Below are 26011 nucleotides of genomic sequence, written 5' to 3'. Positions count from 1 at the left end.
TCAGGAATCACCGCTGACCACCACCCGGTCGCCCTCTTTCAACCCGCCGGGCTTCACGGGCGTCACCTCGACGTCGCCGTCGGCGGTGAGGCCGGTCCTGACCTCCACGTCGCGGACCTTGTCGCCGCCGCCGGGCACCTCCACCTGGACCCGTGGCCGGCCGTCGGCCGAGGTGACGACCGCGGCCACCGGCACGGTGAGCACGGCGCCCCCGGTGGCGCCGACGGAGATCCGCACGGTGACGGACACGCCGACCAGCTCCCGCAGGCCCTTGGTGACCGCCGGGGTGAGCAGCACCGGCACCGAGCCCGGATCCTTGTCGGACGCCCCGGCGCCCGTGCCCTTCTCGTCCTCCTCTTCCTCGGCCGGCCTGGCCGCCTCCCCGGTCGCGCTCAGCACGGCCGGGAGCTTCGCGCCGTCGGCGGTCTCCATCGTCGCCTTCATGCCCTTGCGCAGGAGCTTGGCCTCCTTGCTGTCCACCGAGCCGGTCACCGCGAAGGCCGAGCTGGTCACCGTGGCGACCTTGTCCCCCACGGCGTCGCCGGGCTTGACCGACGCCTTGTCCAGCCGGGCCGGGAGCGTGGGGAGGAAGGCGATCTCGCCGGGTGGGATCCCGATGCCGTAGGTCTTCATGTATTCGCCCAGGATCGCCTTGGCGCTCGCCACGTTCCGGCGGCCGTTGGCGATCTTCAGCCGGAGCGGGGAGTTCTGGCGGGCCTGGCGCAGCGCCTGCTCGGCGGTGACCACGGCCTCCTGTGCCAGCCGTACGGCCTTGCGCAGCTCCTCAAGGCGTTTCTCCTTGCTCACGCCCGCCTCGTCCCCGAAAGCCGCCAGAGCGGCGCGCGCGGATTCCAGGTTCTGCCGGGCGTTGGAGACCTTCATCTCCAGCAGCCGCGTGTCGGCCTCGGGCTTGGCCGGGGCGGGGGTCTGCTCGGGTTTGGGCGTGGGGGGAACCGGCGCGGACCTGGCCGCGGTGAGGGCCTGCTCGGCGGCGAGCACCTCCTCCTCGGCGGTCCGTACGGCCTGGCGCAGGCTCTCCAGCTGCCGCGTCTCCTCCGGGGTGAGGTCCGTGGCGTCAGCTCCCTCCAGCGCTCCTTCGGCGGTCCGCAGGTCCTCGCGGGCGTTGTCGAGCTTGAGCTTCAGCGGCATGACGTCACGTCCGGCGTCGAGGGCCCTGCGGTCGGCGAGCAGCGCCTCCTCGGCGGTCTGCACGGCCTGGCGGAGCTGCTCCCTGGTCTGCTTGGCGGCGAGGTCGGGCTCCTGGGCCGCGTATCCCCGCTTGGCGTACCAGCGCTGGACGGCGGCCGTGGTGGGGGCGTCGAAGACACCGGTGACCGGCGCGCCGAACCCGAGGCGGCGCAGCGCCGTCTGGAGCTGCCTGACGTCGGCGCCGGCGGTGCCCGGGGCCATGGTCCGGTGCATGGGGACCTTGCCGCGCAGGGCGAACACCGGGCGGCCGTTGACCTCCATCAGCACCGAGCCTTCGACGATCTTGCCGGGGCGCGGGGCCCGGGTGACCCGCTGGGCCTCGGCGGTGCCGCCGACCACCCCGGCGAGGCTAACGGGCAGCGGCGAGCCGTACGCCAGGGTGCCGCTGACGGCGATCGTGCTGGTCAGCTTCTGCCGTACGACGGGTGAGGTGATCAGCGAGGGCTTGGGCGGCTGCCGCAGCGCGGCCTCGTCGGCGGGAGAGCGTAGCCGCGTGCCGACCGCCCACCCGGCGCCGGCGATCACGACGACCCCGGCCACGATGCCGCTCAGCACGCGGCGCCTCGACCTCACGAGCCGAACAGCCCCTCGTCCACGCCGAACGCGGTGTCGACCTTCTGGCTGATCGCCCACTCCTTGGACTTGTAGGCGGGGTAGAAGTCCTTTCCGCACTCCAGGTCCAGCAGGGCGGATCTGATCTCATCGGCCAGATACGGCCGGGCCCGGTCGGCGGTCAGATCGGGGATGACGAGCTCGCCCTTGGCGTCCGGGTTCTGCTCCCTGCCGATCTTCGTGGCCATGGCCTCGTAGGCCTCCTGGCCGTTCGAGGAGATATCGGTCGGCTTGAACGAGGTGACCTTGACCCCCTTGTTCTTGAGACATTCACCGAATGCGCCGGCGAGCCGGACGAGCTCCGCGTCGCCGTTCAGCTCGCGGCCCCTGAGCTGCTTGGACATGGTGTTCATCTGATTGAAGGCGTCTATGCCCGAAGTGACCTTGCGGCCGCTGAACTTCGAGTACGCCTGGATGTAGCAGGTCTCGTCGGCCGAGACCCATACCTTCCGCTGGGTCTCCGACAGCGCCATCGCGATCGGCTCGTTGGGGTCGACGAGCATGCCGACCTCCTTGCGCTCCGGATAGACGTGTCCGGCGAAGACCCCGAAGCCGTACTTCTCGCGCTCCTTCGCCATCGCGTCGTAGTCGCCGGTGCGCAGTTTGACCTCCTCCGGCGTGCGCTGCACCGGCGCGGGCACGTTGGCCGCGTATTTGAAACCCTTGCCCTTCATGCAGTCGGCGCGCATGGCCTCCATCTGGCGGCGCTTGCTTCGCGGGTCGGCGGTCGCGGACGCCTTTCCGTCGGCGGGCGCTGCGGTCGGCGCCGTCTCCGCGCCGCAGCCGGCGAGTACGGCCAGGGCCAGGACGGCTGCGGGCGTAACTATGAGAACTCGTGACATCGTGTGACCTCGTTTCGATGTGGGGGCGTGCTCATGGGGGGCGCCGACCTCACCACGGCAGCAGCCCCTCTTTCCGGCCGAACTGGTCCCAGATCTCGTCCTGGACCTTCTTGTCCCTCGGAAGGAACTCGGCGTAGAAGTCCTTGCCGCATTCCAGGTCGTCGAGCGCGGCCTTGATCTCCTTGGCCAGATACGGGCGTGCCTTGCCGGGCGGCAGCAGCAGGGCGTCGATGCCCTCCGCCCCCGACTCCCTGTGCTTGTCCAGCGCGACGGTGCGCTGCTTGTCGAAGGCGTCCCAGCCCCTGGTCTCCAGCGCGGTGGGCTTGAGCGAGGTCACCGGGTAACTCTTGCTCTTGAGGCAGTCACCGAAGCCCCCGGCCAGCTCGACCAGCCGGGGGTCGCCGTCGAGCAGGCGCTTCCTGGTCTTCAGAGAGAGGGCTTCCCCTTGCTTGTAGACGTCTTCTTCGGAGGTGACCGTCTTACCGGTGAACTTCTTGAACGCCGCCGCGTAGCAGACGTTGTCGGCGGCTCTCCAGGCCTTGTACTGGGTCCCGGAGAGCGACGGCCACAGCTCCAAGTTGGGGTTGGGAAGGGGCTGGTCGGTGCCTTCCTCGGGGTCGTCGGGATAGGCGGCGATGAAGAAGACCCCGAAGCCGTGCTTCTCGCGATATTCGCGCATCGTTGCGTAGTCGCCGCTCATCTGCCGCAGGACGGTATTTCTGGCCCCCTGCGGTGGGGAGATGTTCGGGATGTATTTGAAGCCCTTCTGCTTCATGCAGTCGGCGCGCATCGCCTCCACCTGGCGGCGCTTGCCGTGCGGATCGGCGGCGGTGGACGCCTTCCCGGTGGCGGGCGCGGCGGCCGGCGTCTCCGCGCCGCAGCCGGACAGTACGGCCAGGGCCAGGACGGCCGCGGGCATGGCGGTGAGAACTCGTGACATTGGGTGATCTCGTTTCGATGTGCGGGCATGCTTGTGAGAGGCGGTGGCGCCGCCCACGGTGAGAAACGACTTCCAGGCGGAAGGGCTAAAGAGTCAGGAAGGGCTGAGAGGTCACAGGAGGATGTGCCGTTTCGCGCGGTACGGCACCGCCGCGGCGGACGCGGTGAGGAGGACCAGCACGGCCAGGTGGGCCAGGTCCCGCTCGGAGTGGGCGCCGAGGTTCTCGGCGTACACCGCCAGCACCGATGTCAGGTAGACGCCGGCGGCCATGGCCCAGCGCGGGTCGTGCGCCACGTGGCCGGCCCAGACGGCCAGCAGGAGCACCCCGATCTCCAGCGCGACCCTGGCCGTGGCGTGCGACCCGCCGGCCGCGGGGAAGTCCAGGCCCGCCGGGTCCGCGCCGGCGAGCAGCGGGGCCGCCGGCAGCCAGAACCACGAGCGTCTGCCGAGCCGCCCGCCGTGGACGGCCAGCACCAGCAGGCCGAGGACGGCCAGCGCGTAGCCGATCATCGGCGCCACCGGTCCGCCGCCCCCGTAGAGCGACCCGTCGCCCCAGAACCGGTCGGGATCGACGGGTAGCAGGGTCGGGTCCAGCCAGGGCCGCCCCAGCGTGATCGCGCACACCTTCACCGCGACCAGCACCACCACCGGCAGCGCGAGCCGTACCCGGCCACGCATGATCAGCAGGACGGCGAGCGCCGACAGACCCACCCAGAGCGGGACGGACGTCGCGTACGGCACCAGCATGGCGAGCTGGGCTACCGACAGGGCCAGGACTCCGAGGTGGACCCCGTCGACCCAGGCGGGCCGCTCCGTGGCGTAGATCACCCGCGTCCGCAGCCCGCCGGCGACCAGCGCGAACGACTCGCGGGCTGAGGGCAGGGTGCGCCCCGGTTCGGCGGTGTCGAGCAGGGTGGCGATGAGCTCGCCGCCGTACCCGGACCGGTAGGCGCGGGGATAGCCCAGCAGCAGCCGCCGGTAGCGCCGCTCCAGAACTCCCGCGCCCGCCCCCGTGGCGGCGCGGTGTTCTGTCACGACGGTCACGAGAACGCCGATCCGGGGCGGAGGATCCGTTTGGTCACGACCGAGGCGGCCTGCTGCATGCGCAGGGCCTCGGCCGACACCAGGGTCCGCCCCTGGTCGGTGAGCTGGAAATACCTCCTCGGCCGCCCGTCGACGACCTCCTCGCGGTCCACGGCGATCAGGCCGGCGGCGGCCAGCCGGTCGAGCGCGCCGTAGAGCGTGCCGACCGGCAGCCTCACCCGGTTCTCCGAGAGCTCCAGGGTCTGCTTGATGATTCCGTGCCCGTGCAGAGGGCCGTCGAGCAGCGAGGCGAGGATGAAGTAGGTCGGCTCACTGACCGTGGGTGATCCTTTAGCCATGCGGGAGACCATACTTCGTCGGGCGAAGTATGGTCAACACGGATGTCCCGCGAGGCCTGCCCGATGCGCCGTCCGCGCGCCCTGCCGGGCCGGGCGTCCGCGTGCCGTACCGGACCCGGCATGTGCGTGCCGTACCGGGCCGGGTGTCCGCGTGCCGTACCGGACCCGGCATGTGCGTGCCGTACCGGGCCGGGTGTCCGCGTGCCGTACCGGGCCGGGGTGGCAGGATGAGCCGCATGTCAGATGCCGAGGTGACCTACGACGACGTGGTCGCCGCCCGTGAGCTCCTGGCCGACGTGGCCCTGCGGACGCCGCTCCTGCACTCGCACGTGCTGTCGGCCGCCATCGGTGGGCCGGTCCACCTCAAGTGCGAGAACCTGCAGCGCTCCGGGTCGTTCAAGGTGCGCGGGGCCTACGTGAGGATCGCCGGGCTGACCGAGGAGGAGCGGGGCCGGGGCGTGGTCGCGGCCAGCGCCGGCAACCACGCGCAGGGGGTGGCGCTCGGCTCGGGCCTGGTCGGGGCCAGGGCGACGGTCTACATGCCGGAGGGGGCGCCGCTGCCCAAGGTGGCCGCGACCCGCTCCTACGGCGCCGAGGTGGTCTTCGCCGGCCACACCGTGGACGTCGCGCTGGCCCAGGCCAAGGAGCACGCCGAGCGGACCGGGGCGGTGTTCATCCACCCCTTCGACCACCCGGACGTCATCGCCGGGCAGGGCACGATCGGGCTGGAGATCCTGGAGCAGCTGCCCGAGGTCGGCACGATCGTGATGTCGCTCGGCGGAGGCGGGCTCACCGCCGGGGTCGCGCTCGCGGTCAAGTCGCTGAGGCCGGGCGTGCGGATCGTCGGCGTGCAGGCCGAGCGGGCCGCCGCCTACCCGGCCTCGCTGGCGGCGGGGCATCCGGTCATGGTCCAGCCCGCCTCCACGATGGCGGACGGCATCGCGGTGGGCCGTCCGGGGGAGCTGCCCTTCGAGCTGATCCACTACCTGGTCGACAGCGTCGTGACGGTTACCGAGAGTGACATCTCCCGGGCGCTGGTGCTCTGCCTCGAACGGGCCAAGCAGGTCGTCGAGCCCGCCGGGGTGGCCGGGGTCGCCGCGATCCTGGCCCAGCCGCAGGTCTTCGAGCCGCCGGTGGTGGCCGTGCTCTCCGGCGGCAACATCGACCCGCTGCTGCTGGCCAAGGTCCTCCGGCACGGCCTGGCCGCGGCGGGACGCTACCTGACCCTGCGGGTGCCGCTGCCCGACCGGCCGGGCGCGCTGGCCGTGCTCCTGACCAAGCTGGCCGGGCTCGGCGCGAACGTCCTCGACATCGTGCACGAGCGGCTCGGCGTGCACCTGGGCGAGGTCGAGGTCCAGCTCCAGCTGGAGACCAAGGGCCCCGCCCACTCCGACGAGGTGCTCGCGTCACTGCGCAAGGAGGGCTACCGGCTCATCTTCGGGTGATCCGCGCCGTGCGTCCAGGGACGGTCCGCGCCGTGCGTCTTGGGGTGACTCGCGCGGCGCGTCTTCAGGTGACCCGTGCCGGGTGCCTTCGGACGGCCCCGTGCCGCGCGCCGGGGCGTCACCACTCCGTGGGCTTGCGGTCGGTGAACAGCCAGGACTCGAAGAGCTTGTCGAGCTGCTTGCCGGAGAGCTTCTCGGCGAGCGCCACGAACTCCTCGGTGGTCACGTATCCGTACTTGTGCTCGGCGTTCCAGGTCTTCAGCAGCTTGAAGAACACCGGGTCGCCGATCCGCTGCCTGAGCGCGTGCAGCGTCATGCCGCCGCGGTTGTAGACCGAGCTGTTGAACAGGTCCTCCGGCTTGGCACGGCCGGGGGCGTACTTCCAGATGGCGGCGTCCGGGCCGGCCGCGTAGTGGCTTCGGAAGGTCTTCTCGACGGTGGATTCGCCGTTGTGCTCCGCCCACAGCCACTCGGCGTAGGTCGCGAAGCCCTCGTTGAGCCAGAGGTCCCGCCAGCGCTTGATGCTCAGGCTGTTGCCGAACCACTGGTGGGCCAGCTCGTGGGCGATGATGCTCCCGTCCGGGGTGAACCCGCCGTACATGGGCTTGGTCTGGTTCTCCAGCGCGTAGCCCGCGGAGAAGTCGTCGATCACGCCGCCGGTGGAGGAGAACGGGTAGGGGCCGAACACCGTGGTCCAGTAGTCGGTCGCCTTCGCCGACTGCGTGTAGAGGTCGTCGAGGGCGGCGCGGTAGCGCGGGTCCACGGCCGCCAGGTTCGGGATCCCCGTCGCGGTCCTGCCCTGGCGCAGCTCGAACTTGCCGAGGGTCGCGGTGGCCAGGTAGCTCACCATCGGGTGGCTCTCCCGCCAGACGAAGGTCGTCTTGCCGCGGGCGGACCTGGGCCGGCCGACGAGCTCGCCGTTGGCCAGCGCGGTCAGCCCCTCGGGGACGGTGATCTCGAAGTCGTAGCGGGCCTTGTCGGCGGGGTGGTCGTTGCTCGGGAACCAGGTCTTGGCGCCGTTGGGCTCACACGCGACGAACGCGCCGTCCTCGGTCGGGATGAACCCGTAGGTGCCCAGGTTGGAGGAGCCTCTGACCGGGTCGGGCTCTCCGGCGTAGGTGACCTCGACGGTGAACCGGGCCTTGTCGGAGATCGTCTTGGCCGGGGCGACGACGAGCTCGTCCTTGAACCGTTCGAACCCCGCGGGGCTGCCGTCCACGGTGATCCGGCTGACCTCGAACCCCCGCAGGTCCAGGTTGAACTTGGCCAGATCCTGGGTGGCCCTCGCCTCGATCCCGGTCACGCCGGAAAGGTGCTTGGTGGCGGGGTCGTAGTCGATTTTGAGCCGGTAGCGGTCGACGTCGTAGCCGCCGTTTCCGTCGGTGGGGAAGTCGGGGTCGCCGATCCCGGGGGCGCCGATCCTGCCCGGAGCGTGCGCCGGCGCGGAACCGGCGGCGGCCGTGGGCGGCGCGTCCCCGGCCAGGGCGCTCTCACCGCTCGACGCCGAGCAGGCGACCGTACCGAGAATGCCGAGAAAAGTGGCGGTTGCCGCGATAGCCAGCCGACCGGACGCCATGCCCCTGAATCCCCTTTCCGAGCCCGGCCGTGCCGGGCCACCTGGATCGCAGACTACGCGAGAAGGGGGTGGTGACCTGGGGTGATCAGGTATCTACGACGAGTGTCCTGGCGGCGATGTCGTGGATGGCCTGTTTTCGGCTGGTGAAAAGGATGAAGGCGAGGTTGATCCAGCCCAGGCAGCAGGTGGCGTAAAGCAGCCACGCCACCAGCTCGCGGACCGCGGCCTGCCCGACCCCGACCCTGCCCCAGCCGATGTCGACCACGCGCAGGCCGAACAGCTTCTTGCCCAGGGTCTGCCCGTTCCAGAAGGCGGTCAGCAGCCAGTAGTAGAGGAAGCCCACGAGGGCCGCCAGGAAGGTGTGCTGGATGGGGACCCGTACGAAGATGTCCTTGTCGGCGTCCCACACCGTGCTGAACGACTCGTATGTGAACGGCGAGGAGATGACGCCCACGATGATGATGTCGAGGATGCCCGCGAACAGACGGCGCCAGCGGCCGCCGAGTCTCCCGGCAGCCTGCCCGCCACCGCCGCGGCCCTGCCCGGGGGGCGGGGCCGACCAGGGATACGGTCCCGAGTCGTCCGGCGGTGGCGGCGGTGATGTTCCCATGAGCTTTTGATCACCAGGGACTCACCCGCGCAAAGCCAAGAGCTGTTACAGGTTGCCCCTGAGGTCCTGCTCGCGCTCGATCGCCTCGAAGAGCGCCTTGAAGTTGCCCTTGCCGAAGCCCAGCGAGCCGTGCCGCTCGATGAGCTCGAAGAACACCGTCGGGCGGTCCTGCACCGGCTTGGTGAAGATCTGCAGCAGGTAGCCGTCCTCGTCGCGGTCGACCAGGATCTTGCGCTTCTTCAGCTCCTCGATCGGCGCGCGGACCTCGCCGATGCGGGCGCGCAGCTCCGGGTCGTCGTAGTAGGAGTCGGGCGTGTCGAGGAACTGCACCCCGGCCGCGCGCATGTGGTCGACCGTGCTGAGGATGTCGTTGGTGGCCAGCGCGATGTGCTGCACGCCGGGGCCGCCGTAGAACTCCAGGTACTCGTCGATCTGCGACTTCTTCTTGGAGATCGCCGGCTCGTTGAGCGGGAACTTCACCTTGCGGGTGCCGTCCGCGACGACCTTGGACATCAGCGCCGAGTATTCGGTGGCGATGTCGTCGCCGACGAACTCCGCCATGTTGGTGAAGCCCATGACCCGCCCGTAGAACTCCACCCACTCGTCCATCTTGCCGAGTTCCACGTTGCCGACGCAGTGGTCGACGGCCTGGAACAGGCGGCCGTTCTTCACGTCGGGGGCCGGCACGAGGGGCTCGGCCGCGACGTAGCCGGGCAGGTAGGGGCCGCTGTAGTTGGACCGGTCGACCAGCGTGTGCCGGGTCTCGCCGTAGGTGGCGATGGCCGCGAGCACGACCTTGCCGTGCTCGTCCTCCATCGTGTACGGCTCGGCCAGGCCCTTGGCGCCCCGGGCCAGTGCGCCGGTGTAGGCCGCCTCCACGTCCGGGACCTCGATGGCCAGGTCGATCACGCCGTCGCCGTGCTCGGCCACATGGCGGGAGACGCCGGTGCCCGGCCGCACCGCGCCGCGGAACTCGAACCGGGCGCTGCCGGAGGTGAGGACATAGGCGGCCTCGTCGCGGCTGCCGTTCTCCGGGCCGCGGTAGGCCACCAGCCGCATGCCGAAGGCGCTGGAGTAGTAGTGGGCGGCCTGCTTGGCGTTGCCCACGGCGAAGACCACGGCGTCCATGCCATTCACGGGAAAGATGTCACTCATGCGGACACTTTCTGTTTCGATGGGCTGGTTGTGCAACAGTCACTTGAATGAGTGGACAATATGTCTATCTGTCCGCGCATTCCGCAGGAGTGTCTGTACATCATGACGATTGATCAACTCGACGCCCGGCTCATCGCCCTGCTGGCGGCCGAGCCCAAACTCGGCGTGCTGGAGTGCTCCCGGAGGCTCGGTGTGGCCAGAGGGACCGTGCAGGCCCGCCTCGACCGGCTGGCCGCCAGAGGGGTGATCACCGGCTACGGTCCCGACATCGACCCCGCCGCGCTCGGATACGACGTGACCGCGTTCGTCACCCTGCAGATCCGGCAGGTCAGCGGGCACGATCCGGTCGCCGACCAGCTCGCCGGGATCCCCCAGGTCCTGGAGGTGCACACGATCACCGGAGGCGACGACATGCACTGCCGGGTCGTGGCGCGCAGCAATGCCGATCTGCAGAGGGTCATTGACCTGATCGTTGACGTTCACGGTGTGGTGCGGACGTCATCGGTGATCGCGCTGGACACCCCCGTGCCATACCGGGTCCTTCCTTTGGTGGCCGATGTACCGCGCCAGGGGAAGAGCTAGCCGTACTATCCCAAGCGGGGTTCAGACACCGTTATCCATCGTTTACCCTTACGGTCCGCACTGCTCACGGGGGGTGAATGCGGAGTGGATGGGGGTTCGGGCGTGCTGAAGGGCGGAGAGAAGGGCAAACCCAGGAGAAGACTCCTGCGGATCACGCTCATCGTCTTCGGCGTCGCCGCGGTCTCGGTGATCGGCTTCCTCGGGGTGGCGTGGCTCATGACGCCGATCCCTGACAGCACCCAGCCCAGGGCCACCGCGCAGGGTTCGGTGATCTACTACCGGGACGGCAAGACCGTGCTGGCCAAGCAGGGGGTGAACCGCAGGAGCGTGGCCCTGGCGCAGATCCCGCAGAGCGTCAGGAACGCGGTCATCGCGGCCGAGAACCGCTCCTTCTACGAGGACAAGGGCGTCTCCCTCAAGGGCACCTTCCGCGCCATGTGGTCCACGGTCACCGGCCAGCAGCTCCAGGGCGGATCCACGATCACCCAGCAGATGGTCCGCAACTACTACAGCGGCCTCAGCCAGGAACGCTCCGTCGTCCGCAAGCTCAAGGAGGTCATGATCTCCTTGAAGGTGGACCAGTCGAAGTCCAAGGACTGGGTGCTGGAGCAGTACCTCAACACGATCTACTTCGGCCGGGGCGCCGACGGGATCCAGGCGGCGGCCGACGCCTACTTCCGCAAGGACGTCGGCAAGCTGACCGTCGCCGAGGGCGCCTACCTCGCCGCGGTGATCCAGCAGCCGTCCCGGTTCGCCGACCCCCGGGGCGCCGACCTGGAGGCGGCCAGGGCCCGCTGGCAGTCGGTGCTCGACGGCATGGTGCAGACCGGGGCCCTGACCTCCGAGCAGGCCGCCGCGACCACGTTCCCCACCCTCAAGAAGCCCAGGGCGATCTTCGCGCCCAAGGGCCAGGAGGGCTACATGCTCGACCAGGTGGCGGCCGAGCTCAAGCGCATGGGCTACACCGACGAGGCCGTCAACCAGGGCGGCCTGAAGATCGTCTCCACCTTCGACAAGGGGCTGATGGCCGCCGCGCAGCGGGCCGTCACCTCGGTCCTGCCCGAGGGCACGTCGAAGAAGGTCCGCACCGGCCTGGCCGCCGTGGCCCCCGCCACCGGGGAGGTCGTCGCCTTCTACGGCGGCCCCAGCTACGAGGCCAACAAGTTCGACAACTCCTTCTCGGCCAAGGTGCAGGCCGGCTCCACCTTCAAGGCCTACACGCTGGCCGCCGCACTGAACAACGGCTTCGGCCTCGACACCCGGGTGGACGGCAACTCGCCCCTGCACGTCGCCTCGGACGACAAGGGGATCCCCAACTCGGGGGGCTACTCCTACGGTGAGATCAACCTGGTCAAGGCGACCCAGAGCTCGGTGAACACCGCGTTCGTCGACCTCGGGCAGAAGGTCGGCCTCGGCAAGGTGGTCAACGTCGCCGAGGGGGTCGGCATCCCCGCCGACCAGCTCGCCCCGCACCGGTCCGCCGCCACGCTGCCGCTGGGCGTGGCGTCGGTGAGCGCCGTGCAGAACGCCTCCGGCTTCGCCGCGTTCGCCGCCGGAGGCGTCCACCGCGACGCCCACGTGATCCGCTCGGTCACCGACGCCAAGGGCCGGACCACGAAGGTCAAGGTCAAGGGCGAGCGGGCCTTCACCGAGCAGACCGCCATCGACGCCACCTACGCGATGACCCAGGTCGTCGAGGCGGGCACCGGTTCGGCCGCCCGCCTCTACGACCGGCCGGTGGCCGGCAAGACCGGCACCACCGACAAGTCGGCGGCCGTGTGGTTCGCCGGGTTCACCCCGCAGATGGCGGTCGCGGTGGACATGTTCCGCGACGACAACAAGCCGGTGGTCGTCAACGGCAGCGCCCAGTACGGCGGGACCTACCCGGCGCAGATCTGGCGTGCCTTCATGACCGAGGCGATGTCCGGCAAGCCGGTCAAGGAGTTCGCCGAGCCGTCCAACTACGGCTACTCCACCTACTACGACAACGGCTACCGCTCCGACGACGACTACGGCGACTACGGCGACGGCGACCGTCAGGACCTCTCGCCCACCCCGCTCCCCGACGGGACGACCGGCGAGGTCCCCGACCCGACCCCGTCCCCGGACGGCACGGGAGACGGGACCGGTGACGGCACGGGCGACAACCCGGGTGACAACCCGGGCGACGGGACCGGCACGGGCGACGGGATGGGCGACGACACGGGCACCGGTCCCCGCGATCAGACCCGGCCTCCGGAAGAGTTCTCCCAGCGACCGCCGGGCCGCTAGCCGGCGACTCTCAGGGCGCCAGTTCGGCCCGTAGCCCGGCGGGAGTGGTGACGGGCATCCCGCAGGTGAACCCGCGGCACACGTAGGCCGCCGGGGCGCCGTCGAGCAGGCCCCGGCCCTCAAGGAGCGGGACCTCGGCCGACCCGGGCTCGCCGAGCGCGACGACCAGGCCGGGGGCGGGGGAGAGCAGGGCGGTCCTGTGCAGCGCCGAGGTCGCCGGGTCGTCGAGCGGGCCCACGATCGCCGCCTCGACCGGCCCGGACACGGCGGCCTGGGCCACCGCGAGCCCCCACCCGGCGAATCGCGCGTGCTTGTCGGCCAGGACGGTCACCGTGCCGAGAGCCGCCTCGGCCGCCTCCCGGTGCCTGGCCGAGCCGGTCAGGGCCGCGTACGACAGCAGCGCCCCGGCGGCGGCGAACTGGCCTGACGGGGTCGCGTTGTCGGTGGGGTCCTGCGGGCGCTGGAACAGCCGCTCGGCGTCGTCGGCGGTGTCGAAGAATCCGCCGGAGCCGTCGGCGAACCGGCCGAGGACGGTCTCCAGCAGCGCCCCGGCCCGGTGGAACCAGCGGACCTCCCCGGTCACGCCGTACAGGGTGAGCAGACCTTCGGCCAGGTCCGCGTAGTCCTCCAGGACTCCGGCGTTGGCACCCACCCGGCCGTCACGCGAGGTGCGCATCAGCCGGTCGCCGTCCATGTGCGACTCGTCGAGGAGCGTGGCCGCCGCCCGCGCCGCCTCCACCAGGTCGGGCCGGTCGAACAGGGCCCCGGTCTCGGCCAGGGCGGCGATGGCCAGGCCGTTCCAGGCGGCCACCACCTTGTCGTCCCTGCCGGGCCGCACCCGGCGGGCCCGCGCGGCCAGCAGCTCGGCGCGTACGCGGGCGGACCGCTCGGCGTCGCCGGGGGCGGGGTCGGACAGGAGCTGGAGCACCGAGGTGCCGTGTTCGAACGTGCCGGTCACCTCGTACAGGGCGACCGCCCAGGCGCCGTCCTCCGCACCCAGGACCTCGTGGATCTCCTCCGGGGTCCAGGCGTAGAACTTGCCCTCCACACCCTCGCTGTCGGCGTCCAGGGCCGAGGCGAAGCCGCCCTCGGGGGTGCGCATCTCGGCCAGCAGCCAGTCGGCCGTCTCCAGGGCCACCCGCCTGCCCAGGACCGACCCGGTCAGGCGCCACCAGTGGGCGTAGACCCGCAGCAGCAGCGCGTTGTCGTAGAGCATCTTCTCGAAGTGCGGCACCACCCAGTCGGCGTCCACGCTGTAACGGGCGAAGCCGCCGCCGAGCTGGTCGTATATCCCGCCCCGGGCCATGGCCTCCAGCGTGCGCCCGGCCATCGCCGTCGCCGTCGGCGCGCCCGCTCCGGCCCCCGGTTCCGGCCGGTCCTCCCGACCTCCGCCCTCGGCCCCGGCGCGGGGCTCGCCGGCGGCGCCGTACCGCAGCAGGAACTCCAGTGCCATCGACGGCGGGAACTTGGGGGCCCCGCCGAACCCGCCGCGCACCCGGTCGAAGGACCGGCTCAGGGTCTGTACGGCGCGGGCCAGCGTGTCCGGCGTGGGCAGCGGGCCCGAGGGCAGCTCCGTCCGCCCGTTCAGCGCCTCCACGATCTTCGAGCCCTGCTCCAGCACCGCCTCGCGGTCGCCGTTCCAGGCATTCGACACCCCGGCCAGCAACCGCTGGAACTGGGGCCGGGGGAAGTAGGTCCCGGTGTGGAAGGGATGTCCCTCGGGGGTGGCGAAGACCGTCATCGGCCACCCGCCCTGGCCGGTCATGGCCTGGGTGGCCGCCATGTAGACCGCGTCGACGTCCGGCCGTTCCTCACGGTCCACCTTGACGTTGACGAAGCGCTCGTTCATCAGCGCGGCGGTGCCCTCGTCCTCGAACGACTCGTGCGCCATCACGTGGCACCAGTGGCACGCCGAGTAGCCGACGGAGATCAGCAACGGCACGTCCCGCCGGGCGGCCTCGGCGAAGGCGGCCTCCCCCCACTCGAACCACTCGACGGGGTTGTCCGCGTGCTGGAGCAGATAGGGGCTCGTCGCGTCCTTCAAGCGGTTCATCATGATCCTCCCCGTACGTTCGCCTCGCGCGTGCGACGCGCTCCGCGCGTCGCACGGTCCTCCCCACAGTAGTCCGGCGGAGGAGCGGGACTGCGAGCGTGCGCCGGCGGCCTACGGTCTGGTCGGCCCCGGGCGACGGGGGTACCGCCTCCTGGTTCCGTGTCGTGTTCCTCGTGATCCGTGCCGGACAGGGGCGGCGTCCGCGAGGCGGGAGATGTGCTCATGCGGCTTCGGGCGTAGGCTCACTGGGCGTGGATCTCGACTTCGTCTGTGTGCACGCCGGACGGGCAGCCGCCGAGCTGACCCGCCGCGATGTGGCCCTCGCCCTGCTCGCGGTGCCGTCGGGGGTGGCCCTGGTGGCCCTCCCCGACCTGCGCCGGGAGCTGATGGCAGCGGGCAACCCGCTGTCCCTGCCCTTCTGGGAGTCCGCCAAGACGACGCTGCGGGCGATCGAGTCCGGTGGCGCGACCGTGGGAGACGTGCAGCGGTGGCTGGAGTCCACCGGGACCGAGCCGCTCCTGCTCACCCGCAGCTTCTTCGTCTGGCCCGAGGAGGACGAGCGGGGACCGGTCGCCGAGGAGATGTTCCGCGGCCTGGTCTCCTACCTGGAGGGGCGGGTGACCGCCGGAGAGGTCGACCCGGACGCGCTCGCGCTGGGGGACGAGGGGGCCAGAGAGGTCTACGAGGACCTGCAGGAGCGCTGGCTCAACAGCCCGCTGCCCGACGGGCGGGTGCCCGGGGTCGCGGTCAGCGACGAGCAGGACGAGGAGCTGTTCGCGGCCTGGGACGAGGAGGAGGCCTTCGCGCTCAGCGAGCTGCGGCGCATCCTGGCCGAGCTGCCCGAGCCCGAGCGGCCCGCCGGGGACCTGCGGGCCGCGTGCGCCCGGCTGCGTGAGGTGCTGGCCGACCCGGGCTACCCGGGCAACGTGCTGCGGGCGTGTGCCGGTTACGACGGGGAGCCGCTGCCCGCCGACGACGAGGAGCTCTGGCTGACCGTCACGGCGGGGATCGCCGGACCGATCTCGGACCTGCCCGAGGACGACGACACGCCCGAGGGTCTCTCCGACCTGGAGGGCGAGCTCAGCCACGAGGACTCGGTGCTGGCCGCGCTGTGCGCGATCCACCACGCCGACTGGCTGGCCGTGGTGGCCGCGCTGGCGAGGCGGGGTCCGGGGGTGCTGGCCTCGCCCGAGCGGATCGCCCGGCTGATCGCCGAGTCCGAGGACATCGACGTCCAGATGGACGAGCCGGAGGACCTGGAGGCGGCCGAGACGCTGTTCGGCTCGGTCACGCCGCTCTGGGCCTGCCTGGGCATCGTGGACAAGACCGAGGTGCTCACCCCGCTGGGCCGCTGGGGCCTGCCCAAGGCGCTGGAACGCGCCTGGTCGGCGGGCTGAGGAGCCCGCGGAGGGGGGCCGGGGGTCTGCGGAGGGGCGGGCTGGGGCCCGGCTGGGCCGGGATGCGCCGAAGGCCCCGCCGGACCTCGGGTGACGCCGGGGGAGGGGCGGGTCCGGTCAGGCGGTCGGGTTCTGCTTGTTCCTCAGCTCGGCCTCTGACGGGACCTCGATCCTGGAGATCTGCTTCTTCATCGACTTGACGAGCAGGAACAGCGCGAACCCCAGCGCCGCGACGACGAGGAATCCCACGAGACCCGGGCTGACGTCACTTTTGGCGAAGGTGTCGAGTGCAATCACACCTCAAGTCTGCCACCGCCCCCCCGTGGTCGTGTCAGTGGCAGGCGGGCGACACCTCTTCGGCGTGGATGCCGGTGAACAGGTCGTCCTCGGGAAGCTCGGTGTCCACGAGGGAACGGGCCAGGTGGTAGTCCTCGGTCGGCCAGATCTCTCGCTGCAGGTCACGCGGGCAGACGAACCAGAAACCGTCGGGGTCGACCTGGGTGGCGTGGGCGAGCAGCGCCTCGTCGCGGACCTCGAAGTAGTCGCCGCAGGGGATGCGGGTGGTGACCGGCCACTTCTGCGGGCGGTCCTCCCAGCGGGAGATCCAGTCGGCGTAGGGGGAGCCCATGTCGCGGGCGTTCATCGCCTCGTGCAGCGCCTCGAACCGCTCCTTGGTGAAGCCCATCTGGTAGTAGAGCTTGAGCGGCTGCCAGGGCTCCCCGGCCTCGGGGTAGCGGTCGGGGTCGCCCGCGGCCTCGAAGGCCTCTACCGAGACGCGGTTGGTCATGATGTGGTCCGGGTGCGGGTAGCCGCCGTCGTCGTCGTAGGTGAGGATGACGTGCGGCCTGAACTCGCGCACGGCGGCGACCAGCGGCGCCGAGGCGACCTCGATCGGCTGCAGGGCGAAGCAGCCCTCGGGCAGCGGCTCGCTCTCGTCGTCCGGCAGGCCCGAGTCGACGAACCCCATGAAACGCTGCCGCACGCCGAGGATCTCCCGCGCGCGCTCCATCTCCAGGCGCCGCACCTCGCCGATGTTCTCAAGGATCTCGGGACGGTCCATCTTGGGGTTCAGGATCGAGCCGCGTTCCCCACCCGTGAGGGTGCAGACCAGCACCTCCACGCCTTCCGTGACGTAGCGCGCCATCGTGGCGGCGCCCTTGCTCGACTCGTCGTCAGGGTGCGCGTGAACGGCCATCAGCCTCAGCGGTGCACTCACGGGCTCGATGTCTCCTCTTGATAGGTCGCGCTCAGATCTTCGCTCGTCTGGGGCCCGGCCGGCTCCGCCGTACCCGTCCACCCTGCTCGTTCCGATGCCGCGCCGCTCCCTAGGTTGGCCTGGGTCACTCTAGGGAGAGGTTAGTTTCTCTTATGGCGGTCGCGAGGGCGAGGCCCCCGCGAGGGACAATTGTCTCGGATAACGCCGAGGTAGTGCAGGGAGATTCCGTCATGGCCACCAGCGAGGCCGAGGAGGGCCGGCAGACCGGTCCGATTCTCGGTACCCCGGGCGACTTCCCGGACCGTCCGGAGCGCAGGGGTCGCTTCGTCGTACACGTCGTGATCGCGATCCTGTGCGCGGTGTGTGCGGGCGGCTGGGGTTACGTGATGTGGGCGTCCAAGGGCAACACCGAGGTCATCGACCAGGTCATCGCTTTCGACGCCAGCCGCGGCGATTCTATTCAGATCACCTTCGAAGTGGTCAAGCCATCCGATCGCGCGGCCCTCTGCCGGCTGCGGGCCATGGATGTGGCTCACGTTGAAGTCGGGAGCCGTGAGGTCAGTATTCCGGCTGGTGAGGGATATGTCCGGCTTACTGAGCGGCTAGAGACCAGTGCCCAGGCCACTTCCGGCGCCGTCCACTACTGCTATCTCGTATAGTGAGATATTTGGGGAAGCGTTCGGGCGGTTAACTTGTTAGCCTTTCGAAATTCGAACGACAGCTACCCAAGTACGAAGCCCCCATAGAGGATGCAAGGAGAACCCGTGGCCGACTCCCACAACGAGAGCGTCACCTGGCTCACTCAGGAGGCGTACGACCGCCTGAAGGCGGAGTTCGAATACCTCTCGGGGCCCGGGCGCGTCGATATCGCGAAGAAGATCGAAGCCGCCCGCGAAGAGGGCGACCTGAAGGAGAACGGCGGCTACCACGCCGCCAAGGACGAGCAGGGCAAGATGGAGGCGCGCATCTTCCATCTCCGCCAGATCATCGACAGTGCCAGGGTGGGGGAGGCGCCGCGCACCGAGGGCGTGGTCGGTCCCGGCATGACCGTCACCGTCCGCTTCGAGGGCGACGACGAAGAGGTCGCCTTCCTGCTGGCCTCCCGTGAGGAGAGCGGCGCCCCGATCGACGTCTACTCGCCCAAGTCGCCGCTGGGCTCGGCGATCAACGGCAAGAAGATCGGGGAGAAGGCCACCTACACGATGCCGAACGGCCGCTCCAACACGGTCGAGATCCTTGAGGCCGTGCCCTACATCGGCAACTGACCTCGTCCGAACCAGCCGACACCAGTTGATCCGCCGGGATGCCGTCCCGGCGGATCGCCGCGTTCCTGAGGACATGCGACGACATGCAGGGCGTGTGGAGACATGTGAGGACATGTCCCGGAGGGCCGTACCGGGTGATGGGTGTCTGGGGCGTGTTGTCCGGCTTGCGGCCGTGTCGTAGATAACAGAGCGTTTTGGCGCGTTCGCGTGCATCATGGCGCGGTGTACGGCACTCTCTTAGGGCTGGATCCCAACGGGGGAAGGGGACACATCGTGTTGGATCGGCGGACACGCGTCTCCGGCCTGATCCACGAGGCCCGGCAGGACCTCGCCTACCGCCCGCGCATCCGCTACGGTCCCCGCCGTGCCCGCCTGCTCAGGCGGGCCGTCCCCGTCGTCGTGCTCGTCCTCGTCGCCGCGCTGACCACGGCAGTGGTGGTCGTCACCCAGTTGCCGGAGCAGACCCGGGAGACGGTCGCCCTGCGCCAGTCCGTCACCAGGCAGCCCGTCCAGGAGCGGGCGCCCGCGGTCCAGCCCACGCAGACACCTCCGCCCGCCGTGGCCCCGCTGACCTCCATCCACCGGCCGAACCTCTTCGTCGTCGCCGGCAAGCCGCTGCGCGCGGCCGTGGTGGCGAAGATCGCGCAGGTCGCCGGGGTGCGGGCGGTGGAGCGCGCCGACGCCGCGGAGGTGGGCATGGACGGCAAGCGGGTGCAGACCCTGGGGGTCAACCCCTCGACGTTCCGCGCCTACACCCCCAAGCCGACCGCGCGGTCCGACAGGCTCTGGCGCAACGTCTCCGCCGGCGAGGTCGCCGTCTCCTTCGTCCTCGGCAACGACGGCGGCCTGTCGCTGGGCAGGTCGGTCACCACGGCCGGGCAGTCCCTGCGCGTGGGCGCCTACGCGACGATGGGCATGGGGGGCATCGACGCCGTGGTCTCCCGGCAGACCGCGCGTGCGCTGGGCATTCCGGAGAACAACGCGCTGGTGGTCAGCGCCCCGAAGGCCGACTCGGCCAAGCTGCGCCGCGCCCTGCTGCGGATCCTCCCCCGGGGCAGCCAGGTCGCCACGATCAACCCGGTGCTGGCGGTTCCCCGGCGGACGACCTGGTCGGCGGGTGCCTTCATGACCGCGCCCCAGATCAAGACCGCCCTCACCGCGGCGATCGGCAAGCTCGGCCGTCCCTACGTGTGGGGCGCGGAGGGGCCGGACACCTTCGACTGCTCCGGCCTGGTCCAGTGGGCCTACGCCCAGGCGGGCATCAAGGTGCCCCGCGTGACGCACCAGCAGTTCGTCTCAGGCCCGCAGATCCCGCTCTCCCAGGCCCAGCCGGGGGACCTGCTGTTCTGGCGGCACGACCCGACCAACCCCGGCTACGTCTCGCACGTGGCGATCTACTGGGGCAACGGCAAGATGCTGCACGCCCCCAGGACCGGAGACGTGGTCAAGATCGTCCCGGTCAGCACCCGCAACTTCGCCGGCGCCGTGCGGATCAGCCCGGGGGTCGCGGCCCGGGTCCGCTGACGGATCAGCCCGGGGGTCGCGGCCGGGGTCCGCTGACGGATCAGCCCGGGGTCCGCTGACGGGCCGCGGCCGGAGGGGCCCGTCGCTCAGGGGCGCAGGCCCGACTCCAGCAGGCCCAGGGCCTCGTCGATGACGTCGGCCAGCCGTCTGGCGCCGTCGGACCGGGCCCAGCCGAACAGGGCCGGGAGCAGCGCGCCCACCACGGCTCCGGCGGTCGTGCGGCTCAGCGCGTCGGGGGCGTCGAGCCCCCGGCGCCGGGCGATGCCCTCGGCGAGCATGTCGATCGTGCTGATCATGTTGTCCACCGCCCTGGCGCGTAGGGCGGCATGGCTGAGCTGCAGCCGGGTACGGGCGAGGATCTGCCGCTCCTCGTCCAGAGGGAAGTGCTCGAACGCTCCGTGCGCGGTGGCGCGCAGCGCCGGGACCGGCTCCAGGTCCGCCGGCTGCGCGGCCAGCATCGCCATCAGGGCGGGGTCGTAGTCGTCCTGGAGGACGACGTCCTCCTTCACGGGGAAGTAGCGGAAGAAGGTGCTGGGTGAGATCTCCGCCGCCTCCGCGATCTGCTCGACCGTCGTGGCCTCGTACCCCTGCTCGGCGAACAACCGCAGGGCGTGTTCCTGGATCGTCCGCCGGGTCTTGGCCTTCTTACGTTCGCGCAGGCCCTCAGCGCGCGGAGGTGAGCTCATGCGTCGATTCTCGCGTCTCGGCGAGGGCACCGGGCGTCGGCGGCGAGCCCCCCAGGCCGACGAGCCCCCAGACCCGGAGAGCTCCCCAGGCCGGCGAGCCCCTCAGGCGGTCGGGAGAAGTGAAATCAGCAATGATTTGTAAGTGACTCTCAAAAAATAGTCACTGTCAGCGCGGGTTCTGGCTTCTCTGATTTAAGCGATGTAATCTCAATTACATGGAAAACGACGAAGCAGTGAAGAAGCTCCGGGGCTGGTTCTCCGGCCGGCTGCCCGGGGAGTGGTTCGAGGGGCCGCCGGAGATCGTGCTGGACCGCGAGGAGATCGCGGTCGTCGGCAGGCTCCAGGCGCCCGTGCTCGGCGACGACGTCTCCGAGGTGGAGCGGGCCGCCGCGGTGGAAGGCGGCGTGCAGCGTTTCCGTGAGGAGACCAGGGAGCGCCGCATCGAGATCGCGCTGGAGGCGGAGCACCGCTTCCGCCGGAAGATCTCCTGGGGTGTCGCCGTCGGCGACGAGACGGTGATGTTCACCACACTGTCGGTGCCGGTCATGACCCGGCTGCGCCAGTCGGAGCGGCGAGTCCTCGACACCCTCGTGGCCGCAGGGGTCGCCCGCAGCCGGAGTGACGCGCTGGCCTGGTGTGTACGCCTGGTGGGCAAGAACACCGACACCTGGCTGACCGATCTGCGGGACGCGCTCCAGCACGTCGACCGGGTGCGGGCCTCGGGGCCCGACCTGAACCCCTGAGGCTGGTCAGGGAAAACGGCCCGAAATTGGTCTGAACCTGTTCAGTGATTGGTTTAGACCTCTGTGATTGGCCTATACCACTGCCGATACGGCTTTCTTTAGTTTCCCTTCTTTTGGGTACGTCACTCAGAACGTCGGGGTCTCTGCCAGCTCGTATGTCGAACGGGGCAGGCGCAACGAGGGTGCCGCGACGTCCGACCGCACGCATTCACTGGTCTACGCCAATTGGATTAAATGCGGTTTCTCTGTCAATGATGTTTTGGCCCTGAGAAGCGTAAGGAGCCGCAGCAGTGTCCGTTATCGCAGACGTAACCGCCCCCAGCCCGACCAGCCACCCGGAGCTGGCCGCATGGGTCAAGGAGATCGCCGAGCTGACCCAGCCCGACCGGATCGAATGGTGCGACGGCTCGGAGGCCGAGTGGACACGCCTGACGAACCTGCTGGTCGAGCAGGGAACATTCAAGCGCCTGGCCAAACGGCAGAACAGCTTCTACGCCGCCTCGGACCCGAGTGACGTCGCCCGCGTCGAGGACCGCACGTACATCTGTTCCGAGCGCGAAGAGGACGCCGGTCCGACCAACAACTGGATCGCCCCCGCCGAGATGCGCCGGACCTTCGGCGAAATCTTCAGGGGCAGCATGCGCGGCCGCACCATGTACGTCGTGCCCTTCTGCATGGGCCCGCTGGGCGGCGACATCTCCCAGCTCGGCGTCGAGATCACCGACTCGCCGTACGTGGTCGTCTCCATGCGCGTGATGACGCGCATGGGCGAGCGGGCGCTGCGGCTCATCGAGGAGCGCGGCGGCTACGTCAAGGCCGTCCACTCGGTCGGCGCCCCGCTGGAGCACGGCCAGGCCGACGTGCCGTGGCCGTGCAACTCCACCAAATACATCAGCCACTTCCCCGAGACGCGGGAGATCTGGTCCTACGGCTCGGGCTACGGCGGCAACGCGCTGCTCGGCAAGAAGTGCTACGCGCTGCGCATCGCCAGCACGATGGCCCGCGACGAGGGCTGGCTGGCCGAGCACATGCTCATCCTCAAGCTCACCCCGCCGTCCGGGGAGACCCGCTACGTCGCGGCGGCGTTCCCGAGCGCCTGCGGCAAGACCAACCTGGCCATGCTCCAGCCGACCATCCCGGGGTGGAAGGTCGAGACGGTCGGCGACGACATCGCCTGGATGCGCTTCGGCGCCGACGGCCGCCTGTACGCCATCAACCCCGAAGCCGGCTTCTTCGGCGTGGCGCCCGGCACCGGCGAGTCCACCAACGCCAACGCGATCAAGACGCTCTGGGGTAACAGCATCTTCACCAACGTCGCGCTCACCGACGACGGCGACGTGTGGTGGGAGGGGCTCACCGACCAGCCCCCGGCGCACCTGACCGACTGGAAGGGCCGCTCCTGGACCCCGGACAGCCGGGAGCCCGCCGCGCACCCCAACGCCCGCTTCGCGGTGCCCGCCGCGCAGTGCCCGACGATCGCCCCCGAGTGGCAGGACCCCAGGGGCGTGCCGATCTCGGCGATCCTGTTCGGCGGACGCCGCGCCACCGCGGTCCCCCTGGTGACCGAGTCGCTGAGCTGGCAGCACGGTGTCTTCACCGGGGCCAACATCGCCTCGGAGAAGACCGCCGCGGCCGAGGGCAAGGTCGGCGAGCTGCGCCGCGACCCGTTCGCGATGCTGCCGTTCTGCGGATACAACATGGGCGACTACTTCGCCCACTGGATCAAGGTCGGCCGGCGTGAGAACGTCCGGCTGCCGCGCATCTACTACGTGAACTGGTTCCGCAAGAACGACGACGGCGCGTTCATCTGGCCCGGCTTCGGGGAGAACAGCCGCGTGCTCAAGTGGGTCGTCGACCGGCTGAACGGCGAGGCCGAGGCGGTGCGGACGCCGATCGGCCTGCTCCCCGCCGAGCTCGACACCGACGGCCTCGACATCTCCGACGAGGACCTGCGGACCCTGCTGAGCGTGGACAGGGAGGTCTGGAAGGAGGAGGCGTCACTGATCCCGGCCTTCTTCGAGACCTTCGGCGACCACTTCCCCAAGGAGCTCTGGGAGGAGTACGAGGCGCTGGTCGACCGTCTGAACCAGGACTGCGGCACTCGCCCGAACTGAGGCCCTGACAGCTGCAACTTCCGTGCGGCCCCGTGCGTCTACATGACAACGGGGCACACGCCCCGCCTTCCCCCCGGAGGCGGACATGGAATTCGTACTGTTCGTCACAGCCCTCGTCCTCGCGCTCGTGGTCAACCTCACGGCCGCGGCGCTACGCGGCGAGCACCGCCGGGTCCGCTCGGCCGCGGCCGGCCATCATGGCAGTCAGCCGACCCCCTACGAGCTCGCCTACCTGTCCGGCGGGCCGCTGCGGGTGGTCAACACCGCCCTCGGCGTGCTGGCCAGGGGCGGGGCCATCCGGGTGTCCCGGGGCGGCCAGGTCAGCCTCGTGCTCGGAGCCCGGCCCTCACCCGAGCCGATCGAGCAGGCCGTCCTCGACGCCCTGCGCGCCCGGGGCAACTCCTGCTCCGTGGGGGAGCTGCGCCGTACGACGGCCGACGGCCAGGCCATGAGCGGCCTGCGCTACCGCCTGGTGGGCATGGGCCTGCTGGTGCCCGACGGCGCGCTCACCGGGGCCGCACGGCTGCTGAGCCGGCTGCTGCTGCTGACGCTGCTCTCCGTCGTCTTCGTGATCGGCGCCTTCCTGGCCGTCCCCGCCCGGGGGTTCTACGGCGCGGCCGCGGTGCTGATCGGCTTCCTCGCCGTGGCCGGCGGCCTGGTCACCTACCTCAGGCAGCGGCGGGCGCTGCGCGGGCTTCTCAGCAAGGCGGGCCACGACGTGCTCGCCTCCGCCCGCAGGGTCCATGTGCGCGGTGCCCGCCCGACGACCCCGGACCTGGCCTTCGCCGTCGCCGTCCCGGTGGCCCTGTACGGCCTCGGCGAGCTGGGCGACCCGGGCCTGGAGGAGGAGCTGAAGCGGAGCAGCACGCAGAACGCCGGTTGCGCCGGCGGCTCCTGCGGAGGAGGCTCCTCCGGTTCGGACGCCTCCTACGGCGGTGGCGGAGACTTCGGCTCCGGCGGCTGGGGCGGCGGAGACTCGGGCGGCGGAGACTCGGGCGGCGGGTCGAGCTGCGGCGGTGGCGGCTGCGGAGGGGGATGCGGTGGCGGCGGCTGAGCGGTCCGCCGCGGTGGCCGGGGAGGCGGCGTGACGGTGCCCGGATCCGGATCGCTGGGCGTCGGCATCGGCTGGCGCCCGGAGATCGACCTGACGGTGGAGCGCCTGCCCGGCGTGGACTTCGTCGAGGTCGTCGCCGAGAACGTGCGCCCCGAGCGGCTGCCCGAGTCGCTGCGGGTGCTCCGCGCCCGCGGGGTGCCGGTGATCCCGCACGGTGTCGGGCTGGGCGTGGGCGGCGCGGAACCGCCGGACCCGGCCCGGCTGGCGCATCTGGCGGCCTGCGCCCGAGCCCTGGACGCGCCGCTGGTCAGCGAGCACCTGGCCTTCGTGCGCGCCGGCGGCATGGAGGCCGGCCACCTGCTCCCGGTCCCGCGCACCCGGGCCGCGCTCTCGGTGGTCGCCGCGAACGTACGGCGGGCGCAGGCGGCGCTGCCCGTCCCGCTGGCCCTGGAGAACGTGGCGGCCCTGTTCGGCTGGCCGGAGGACGAGATGACCGAGGCGCAGTTCCTCGGCGAGCTGGTGGAGATGACCGGGGTCGGGCTCCTGGTCGACGTGGCCAACCTCTACACCAACCAGGTCAACCTGGGCCTGTCGGCCACCGGCGCGCTGGACGGCCTGCCGCTGTCCGAGCTCGCCTACGTGCACGTCGCCGGGGGGCACTCCCATCACGGCGTCTGGCACGACACCCACACCGCCCACGTCCCCGGCGAGGTGCTGGACATCCTGTCCGAGCTCTGCGCCCGGGTCGACCCGCCCGGCGTGCTGCTCGAATGGGACGACGACTATCCCAGCGACGCCGCGCTCGAAGCGGAGCTCGGCCGCGTCCGCGGCGCGATGGCCCGTGTCTGAATCCGCGGGGCGATGGCCCGTGTCCGATGACCACGCCCGGGAGACGCCGGCCGGCGCGGGGGACGCGCCGGCCGGTGCGCGGGAGGCGTTGGCGGGTGCGCAGGCCGTACTGCTGGCCGCTCTGGTCGCGGGCGGTGCGGCGCCTCCGGGGTTCGACGAGGGACGGCTGCGGATCCAGGCCGCCAGCCTGATCTCCAAGCGGCGCGGGACGGTGGCCCGGGTCCGGCCCGACCTGGTCGCGCTGCTCGGCGGTGACTTCGCGCGGGAGTTCGAGGCCTACGCGCGAGGCCGTCCCAAGCCGCCCGGCGGCTCCCGCGCCGACGCCCGGGATTTCGCGGACCGGCTCAGGTCGGCGGGACGACTGCCGCCGGAGCCGGAGACGGCCGCGGGGGCTCCCCGGTGGCTCCGGCCCTTCCGGAGGGTCGTGAAACTTCTCTCGGGCGCCGTTCGTCCAACTGGGTGAGGACACCTTCTGGGGGCGGAGGT

Annotated in this window: 24 protein-coding genes; 12 read left to right on the top strand and 12 right to left on the bottom strand. The window is 70.8% G+C overall.

Annotation, left to right across the window (positions count from 1 at the left end):
* The 5 genes from BM085_RS28345 to BM085_RS28325 all read right to left on the bottom strand — a co-directional run bounded on the left by BM085_RS28345 (window position 1) and on the right by BM085_RS28325 (window position 4985).
* A complete protein-coding gene (locus BM085_RS28345; RefSeq protein ID WP_245789748.1) occupies window positions 1-1782 on the bottom strand; it encodes a peptidoglycan-binding protein in 1782 nt (593 codons plus the stop codon).
* A complete protein-coding gene (locus BM085_RS28340) occupies window positions 1779-2663 on the bottom strand; it encodes a hypothetical protein (RefSeq protein ID WP_143121106.1) in 885 nt (294 codons plus the stop codon). Before BM085_RS28340 ends, BM085_RS28345 begins: the two co-directional genes overlap by 4 nt.
* A 49-nt stretch (window positions 2664-2712) precedes the next feature.
* Window positions 2713-3603 (bottom strand): hypothetical protein, encoded by an 891-nt coding sequence (locus tag BM085_RS28335; RefSeq protein WP_143121105.1) that lies wholly within the window; start codon window positions 3601-3603, stop codon window positions 2713-2715.
* Window positions 3604-3714: 111 nt separating this feature from the next.
* Window positions 3715-4638, bottom strand: coding sequence for a hypothetical protein (locus BM085_RS28330; RefSeq protein WP_143121104.1), 924 nt, complete (start codon window positions 4636-4638; stop codon window positions 3715-3717).
* A gap of 5 nt (window positions 4639-4643) precedes the next feature.
* Window positions 4644-4985 carry a PadR family transcriptional regulator gene (locus BM085_RS28325; RefSeq protein ID WP_031163237.1) on the bottom strand — a complete coding sequence of 114 codons (342 nt, stop codon included), beginning with the start codon at window positions 4983-4985 and terminating at the stop codon, window positions 4644-4646.
* A gap of 236 nt (window positions 4986-5221) precedes the next feature.
* Here BM085_RS28325 and ilvA point away from each other — a divergent pair, with 236 nt between their 5' ends.
* Window positions 5222-6430, top strand: a complete 1209-nt coding sequence (gene ilvA, locus BM085_RS28320; RefSeq protein WP_031163235.1) for a threonine ammonia-lyase — start codon at window positions 5222-5224, stop codon at window positions 6428-6430.
* 118 nt (window positions 6431-6548) lie between these two features.
* On the opposite strand, the gene BM085_RS28315 is transcribed toward ilvA, so the two are convergent.
* The 3 genes from BM085_RS28315 to hppD all read right to left on the bottom strand — a co-directional run bounded on the left by BM085_RS28315 (window position 6549) and on the right by hppD (window position 9771).
* A complete protein-coding gene (locus BM085_RS28315) occupies window positions 6549-8006 on the bottom strand; it encodes a M1 family metallopeptidase (RefSeq protein WP_093889931.1) in 1458 nt (485 codons plus the stop codon).
* 85 nt (window positions 8007-8091) lie between these two features.
* On the bottom strand, window positions 8092-8616 hold the full coding sequence (locus BM085_RS28310; RefSeq protein WP_093889930.1) for an RDD family protein: 525 nt from the start codon (window positions 8614-8616) through the stop codon (window positions 8092-8094).
* 45 nt (window positions 8617-8661) lie between these two features.
* The gene (gene hppD / locus BM085_RS28305; protein ID WP_093889929.1) at window positions 8662-9771 is read right to left on the bottom strand and encodes a 4-hydroxyphenylpyruvate dioxygenase; all 1110 of its coding nucleotides are present in this window, start codon (window positions 9769-9771) and stop codon (window positions 8662-8664) included.
* 102 nt (window positions 9772-9873) lie between these two features.
* On the opposite strand from hppD, the gene BM085_RS28300 reads away from it, so the two are divergent.
* Both BM085_RS28300 and BM085_RS28295 read left to right on the top strand, forming a co-directional pair.
* Window positions 9874-10353 (top strand): Lrp/AsnC family transcriptional regulator, encoded by a 480-nt coding sequence (locus BM085_RS28300; RefSeq protein WP_031163229.1) that lies wholly within the window; start codon window positions 9874-9876, stop codon window positions 10351-10353.
* A gap of 102 nt (window positions 10354-10455) precedes the next feature.
* On the top strand, window positions 10456-12624 hold the full coding sequence (locus BM085_RS28295; protein ID WP_093889928.1) for a transglycosylase domain-containing protein: 2169 nt from the start codon (window positions 10456-10458) through the stop codon (window positions 12622-12624).
* 10 nt (window positions 12625-12634) lie between these two features.
* On the opposite strand, the gene BM085_RS28290 is transcribed toward BM085_RS28295, so the two are convergent.
* The gene (locus BM085_RS28290) at window positions 12635-14680 is read right to left on the bottom strand and encodes a thioredoxin domain-containing protein (protein WP_093889927.1); all 2046 of its coding nucleotides are present in this window, start codon (window positions 14678-14680) and stop codon (window positions 12635-12637) included.
* 248 nt (window positions 14681-14928) lie between these two features.
* On the opposite strand from BM085_RS28290, the gene BM085_RS28285 reads away from it, so the two are divergent.
* Entirely contained in the window at window positions 14929-16074 is a 1146-nt protein-coding gene (locus BM085_RS28285; RefSeq protein WP_093889926.1) for a hypothetical protein, read from the top strand.
* Between the two features lie 117 nt (window positions 16075-16191).
* Here BM085_RS28285 and BM085_RS28280 read toward each other — a convergent pair whose 3' ends face one another.
* Together BM085_RS28280 and mca are read right to left on the bottom strand one after the other, a co-directional pair.
* Complete coding sequence (locus BM085_RS28280) at window positions 16192-16371, bottom strand: hypothetical protein (protein WP_093889925.1); 180 nt, start codon at window positions 16369-16371, stop codon at window positions 16192-16194.
* 34 nt (window positions 16372-16405) lie between these two features.
* Entirely contained in the window at window positions 16406-17290 is an 885-nt protein-coding gene (gene mca / locus BM085_RS28275) for a mycothiol conjugate amidase Mca (RefSeq protein ID WP_093889924.1), read from the bottom strand.
* A 230-nt stretch (window positions 17291-17520) separates the two neighbouring features.
* Between mca and BM085_RS28270 the strand changes: the two genes are divergently transcribed.
* The 3 genes from BM085_RS28270 to BM085_RS28260 all read left to right on the top strand — a co-directional run bounded on the left by BM085_RS28270 (window position 17521) and on the right by BM085_RS28260 (window position 20079).
* The gene (locus BM085_RS28270) at window positions 17521-17949 is read left to right on the top strand and encodes a DUF4307 domain-containing protein (protein WP_093889923.1); all 429 of its coding nucleotides are present in this window, start codon (window positions 17521-17523) and stop codon (window positions 17947-17949) included.
* A 90-nt stretch (window positions 17950-18039) separates the two neighbouring features.
* On the top strand, window positions 18040-18555 hold the full coding sequence (gene greA, locus BM085_RS28265; RefSeq protein ID WP_037934435.1) for a transcription elongation factor GreA: 516 nt from the start codon (window positions 18040-18042) through the stop codon (window positions 18553-18555).
* Window positions 18556-18828: 273 nt separating this feature from the next.
* Window positions 18829-20079 carry a C40 family peptidase gene (locus BM085_RS28260; RefSeq protein ID WP_245789747.1) on the top strand — a complete coding sequence of 417 codons (1251 nt, stop codon included), beginning with the start codon at window positions 18829-18831 and terminating at the stop codon, window positions 20077-20079.
* An 86-nt stretch (window positions 20080-20165) separates the two neighbouring features.
* On the opposite strand, the gene BM085_RS28255 is transcribed toward BM085_RS28260, so the two are convergent.
* Window positions 20166-20765 carry an acyl-CoA-like ligand-binding transcription factor gene (locus BM085_RS28255; protein ID WP_093889921.1) on the bottom strand — a complete coding sequence of 200 codons (600 nt, stop codon included), beginning with the start codon at window positions 20763-20765 and terminating at the stop codon, window positions 20166-20168.
* A gap of 215 nt (window positions 20766-20980) precedes the next feature.
* On the opposite strand from BM085_RS28255, the gene BM085_RS28250 reads away from it, so the two are divergent.
* From BM085_RS28250 to BM085_RS44695, 5 genes are all read left to right on the top strand, one after another.
* Window positions 20981-21508 (top strand): hypothetical protein, encoded by a 528-nt coding sequence (locus BM085_RS28250; RefSeq protein ID WP_093889920.1) that lies wholly within the window; start codon window positions 20981-20983, stop codon window positions 21506-21508.
* Window positions 21509-21798: 290 nt separating this feature from the next.
* On the top strand, window positions 21799-23622 hold the full coding sequence (locus BM085_RS28245) for a phosphoenolpyruvate carboxykinase (GTP) (protein ID WP_093889919.1): 1824 nt from the start codon (window positions 21799-21801) through the stop codon (window positions 23620-23622).
* Window positions 23623-23707: 85 nt separating this feature from the next.
* Window positions 23708-24676: a TIGR04222 domain-containing membrane protein gene (locus BM085_RS28240; RefSeq protein ID WP_093889918.1), complete on the top strand. Its 969-nt coding sequence runs from the start codon at window positions 23708-23710 to the stop codon at window positions 24674-24676.
* Between the two features lie 30 nt (window positions 24677-24706).
* Window positions 24707-25525, top strand: coding sequence for an MbnB/TglH/ChrH family RiPP precursor modification enzyme (locus tag BM085_RS44700; RefSeq protein ID WP_218158851.1), 819 nt, complete (start codon window positions 24707-24709; stop codon window positions 25523-25525).
* A 19-nt stretch (window positions 25526-25544) separates the two neighbouring features.
* Window positions 25545-25988, top strand: coding sequence for an SCO6045 C-terminal-like domain-containing protein (locus BM085_RS44695; protein WP_177245317.1), 444 nt, complete (start codon window positions 25545-25547; stop codon window positions 25986-25988).
* The last annotated feature ends 23 nt before the right edge of the window (window positions 25989-26011 follow it).

This window comes from Streptosporangium canum (assembly GCF_900113865.1).
Lineage (GTDB): Bacteria > Actinomycetota > Actinomycetes > Streptosporangiales > Streptosporangiaceae > Streptosporangium > Streptosporangium canum.
This window is presented reverse-complemented; position numbering and strand designations above follow the sequence as displayed.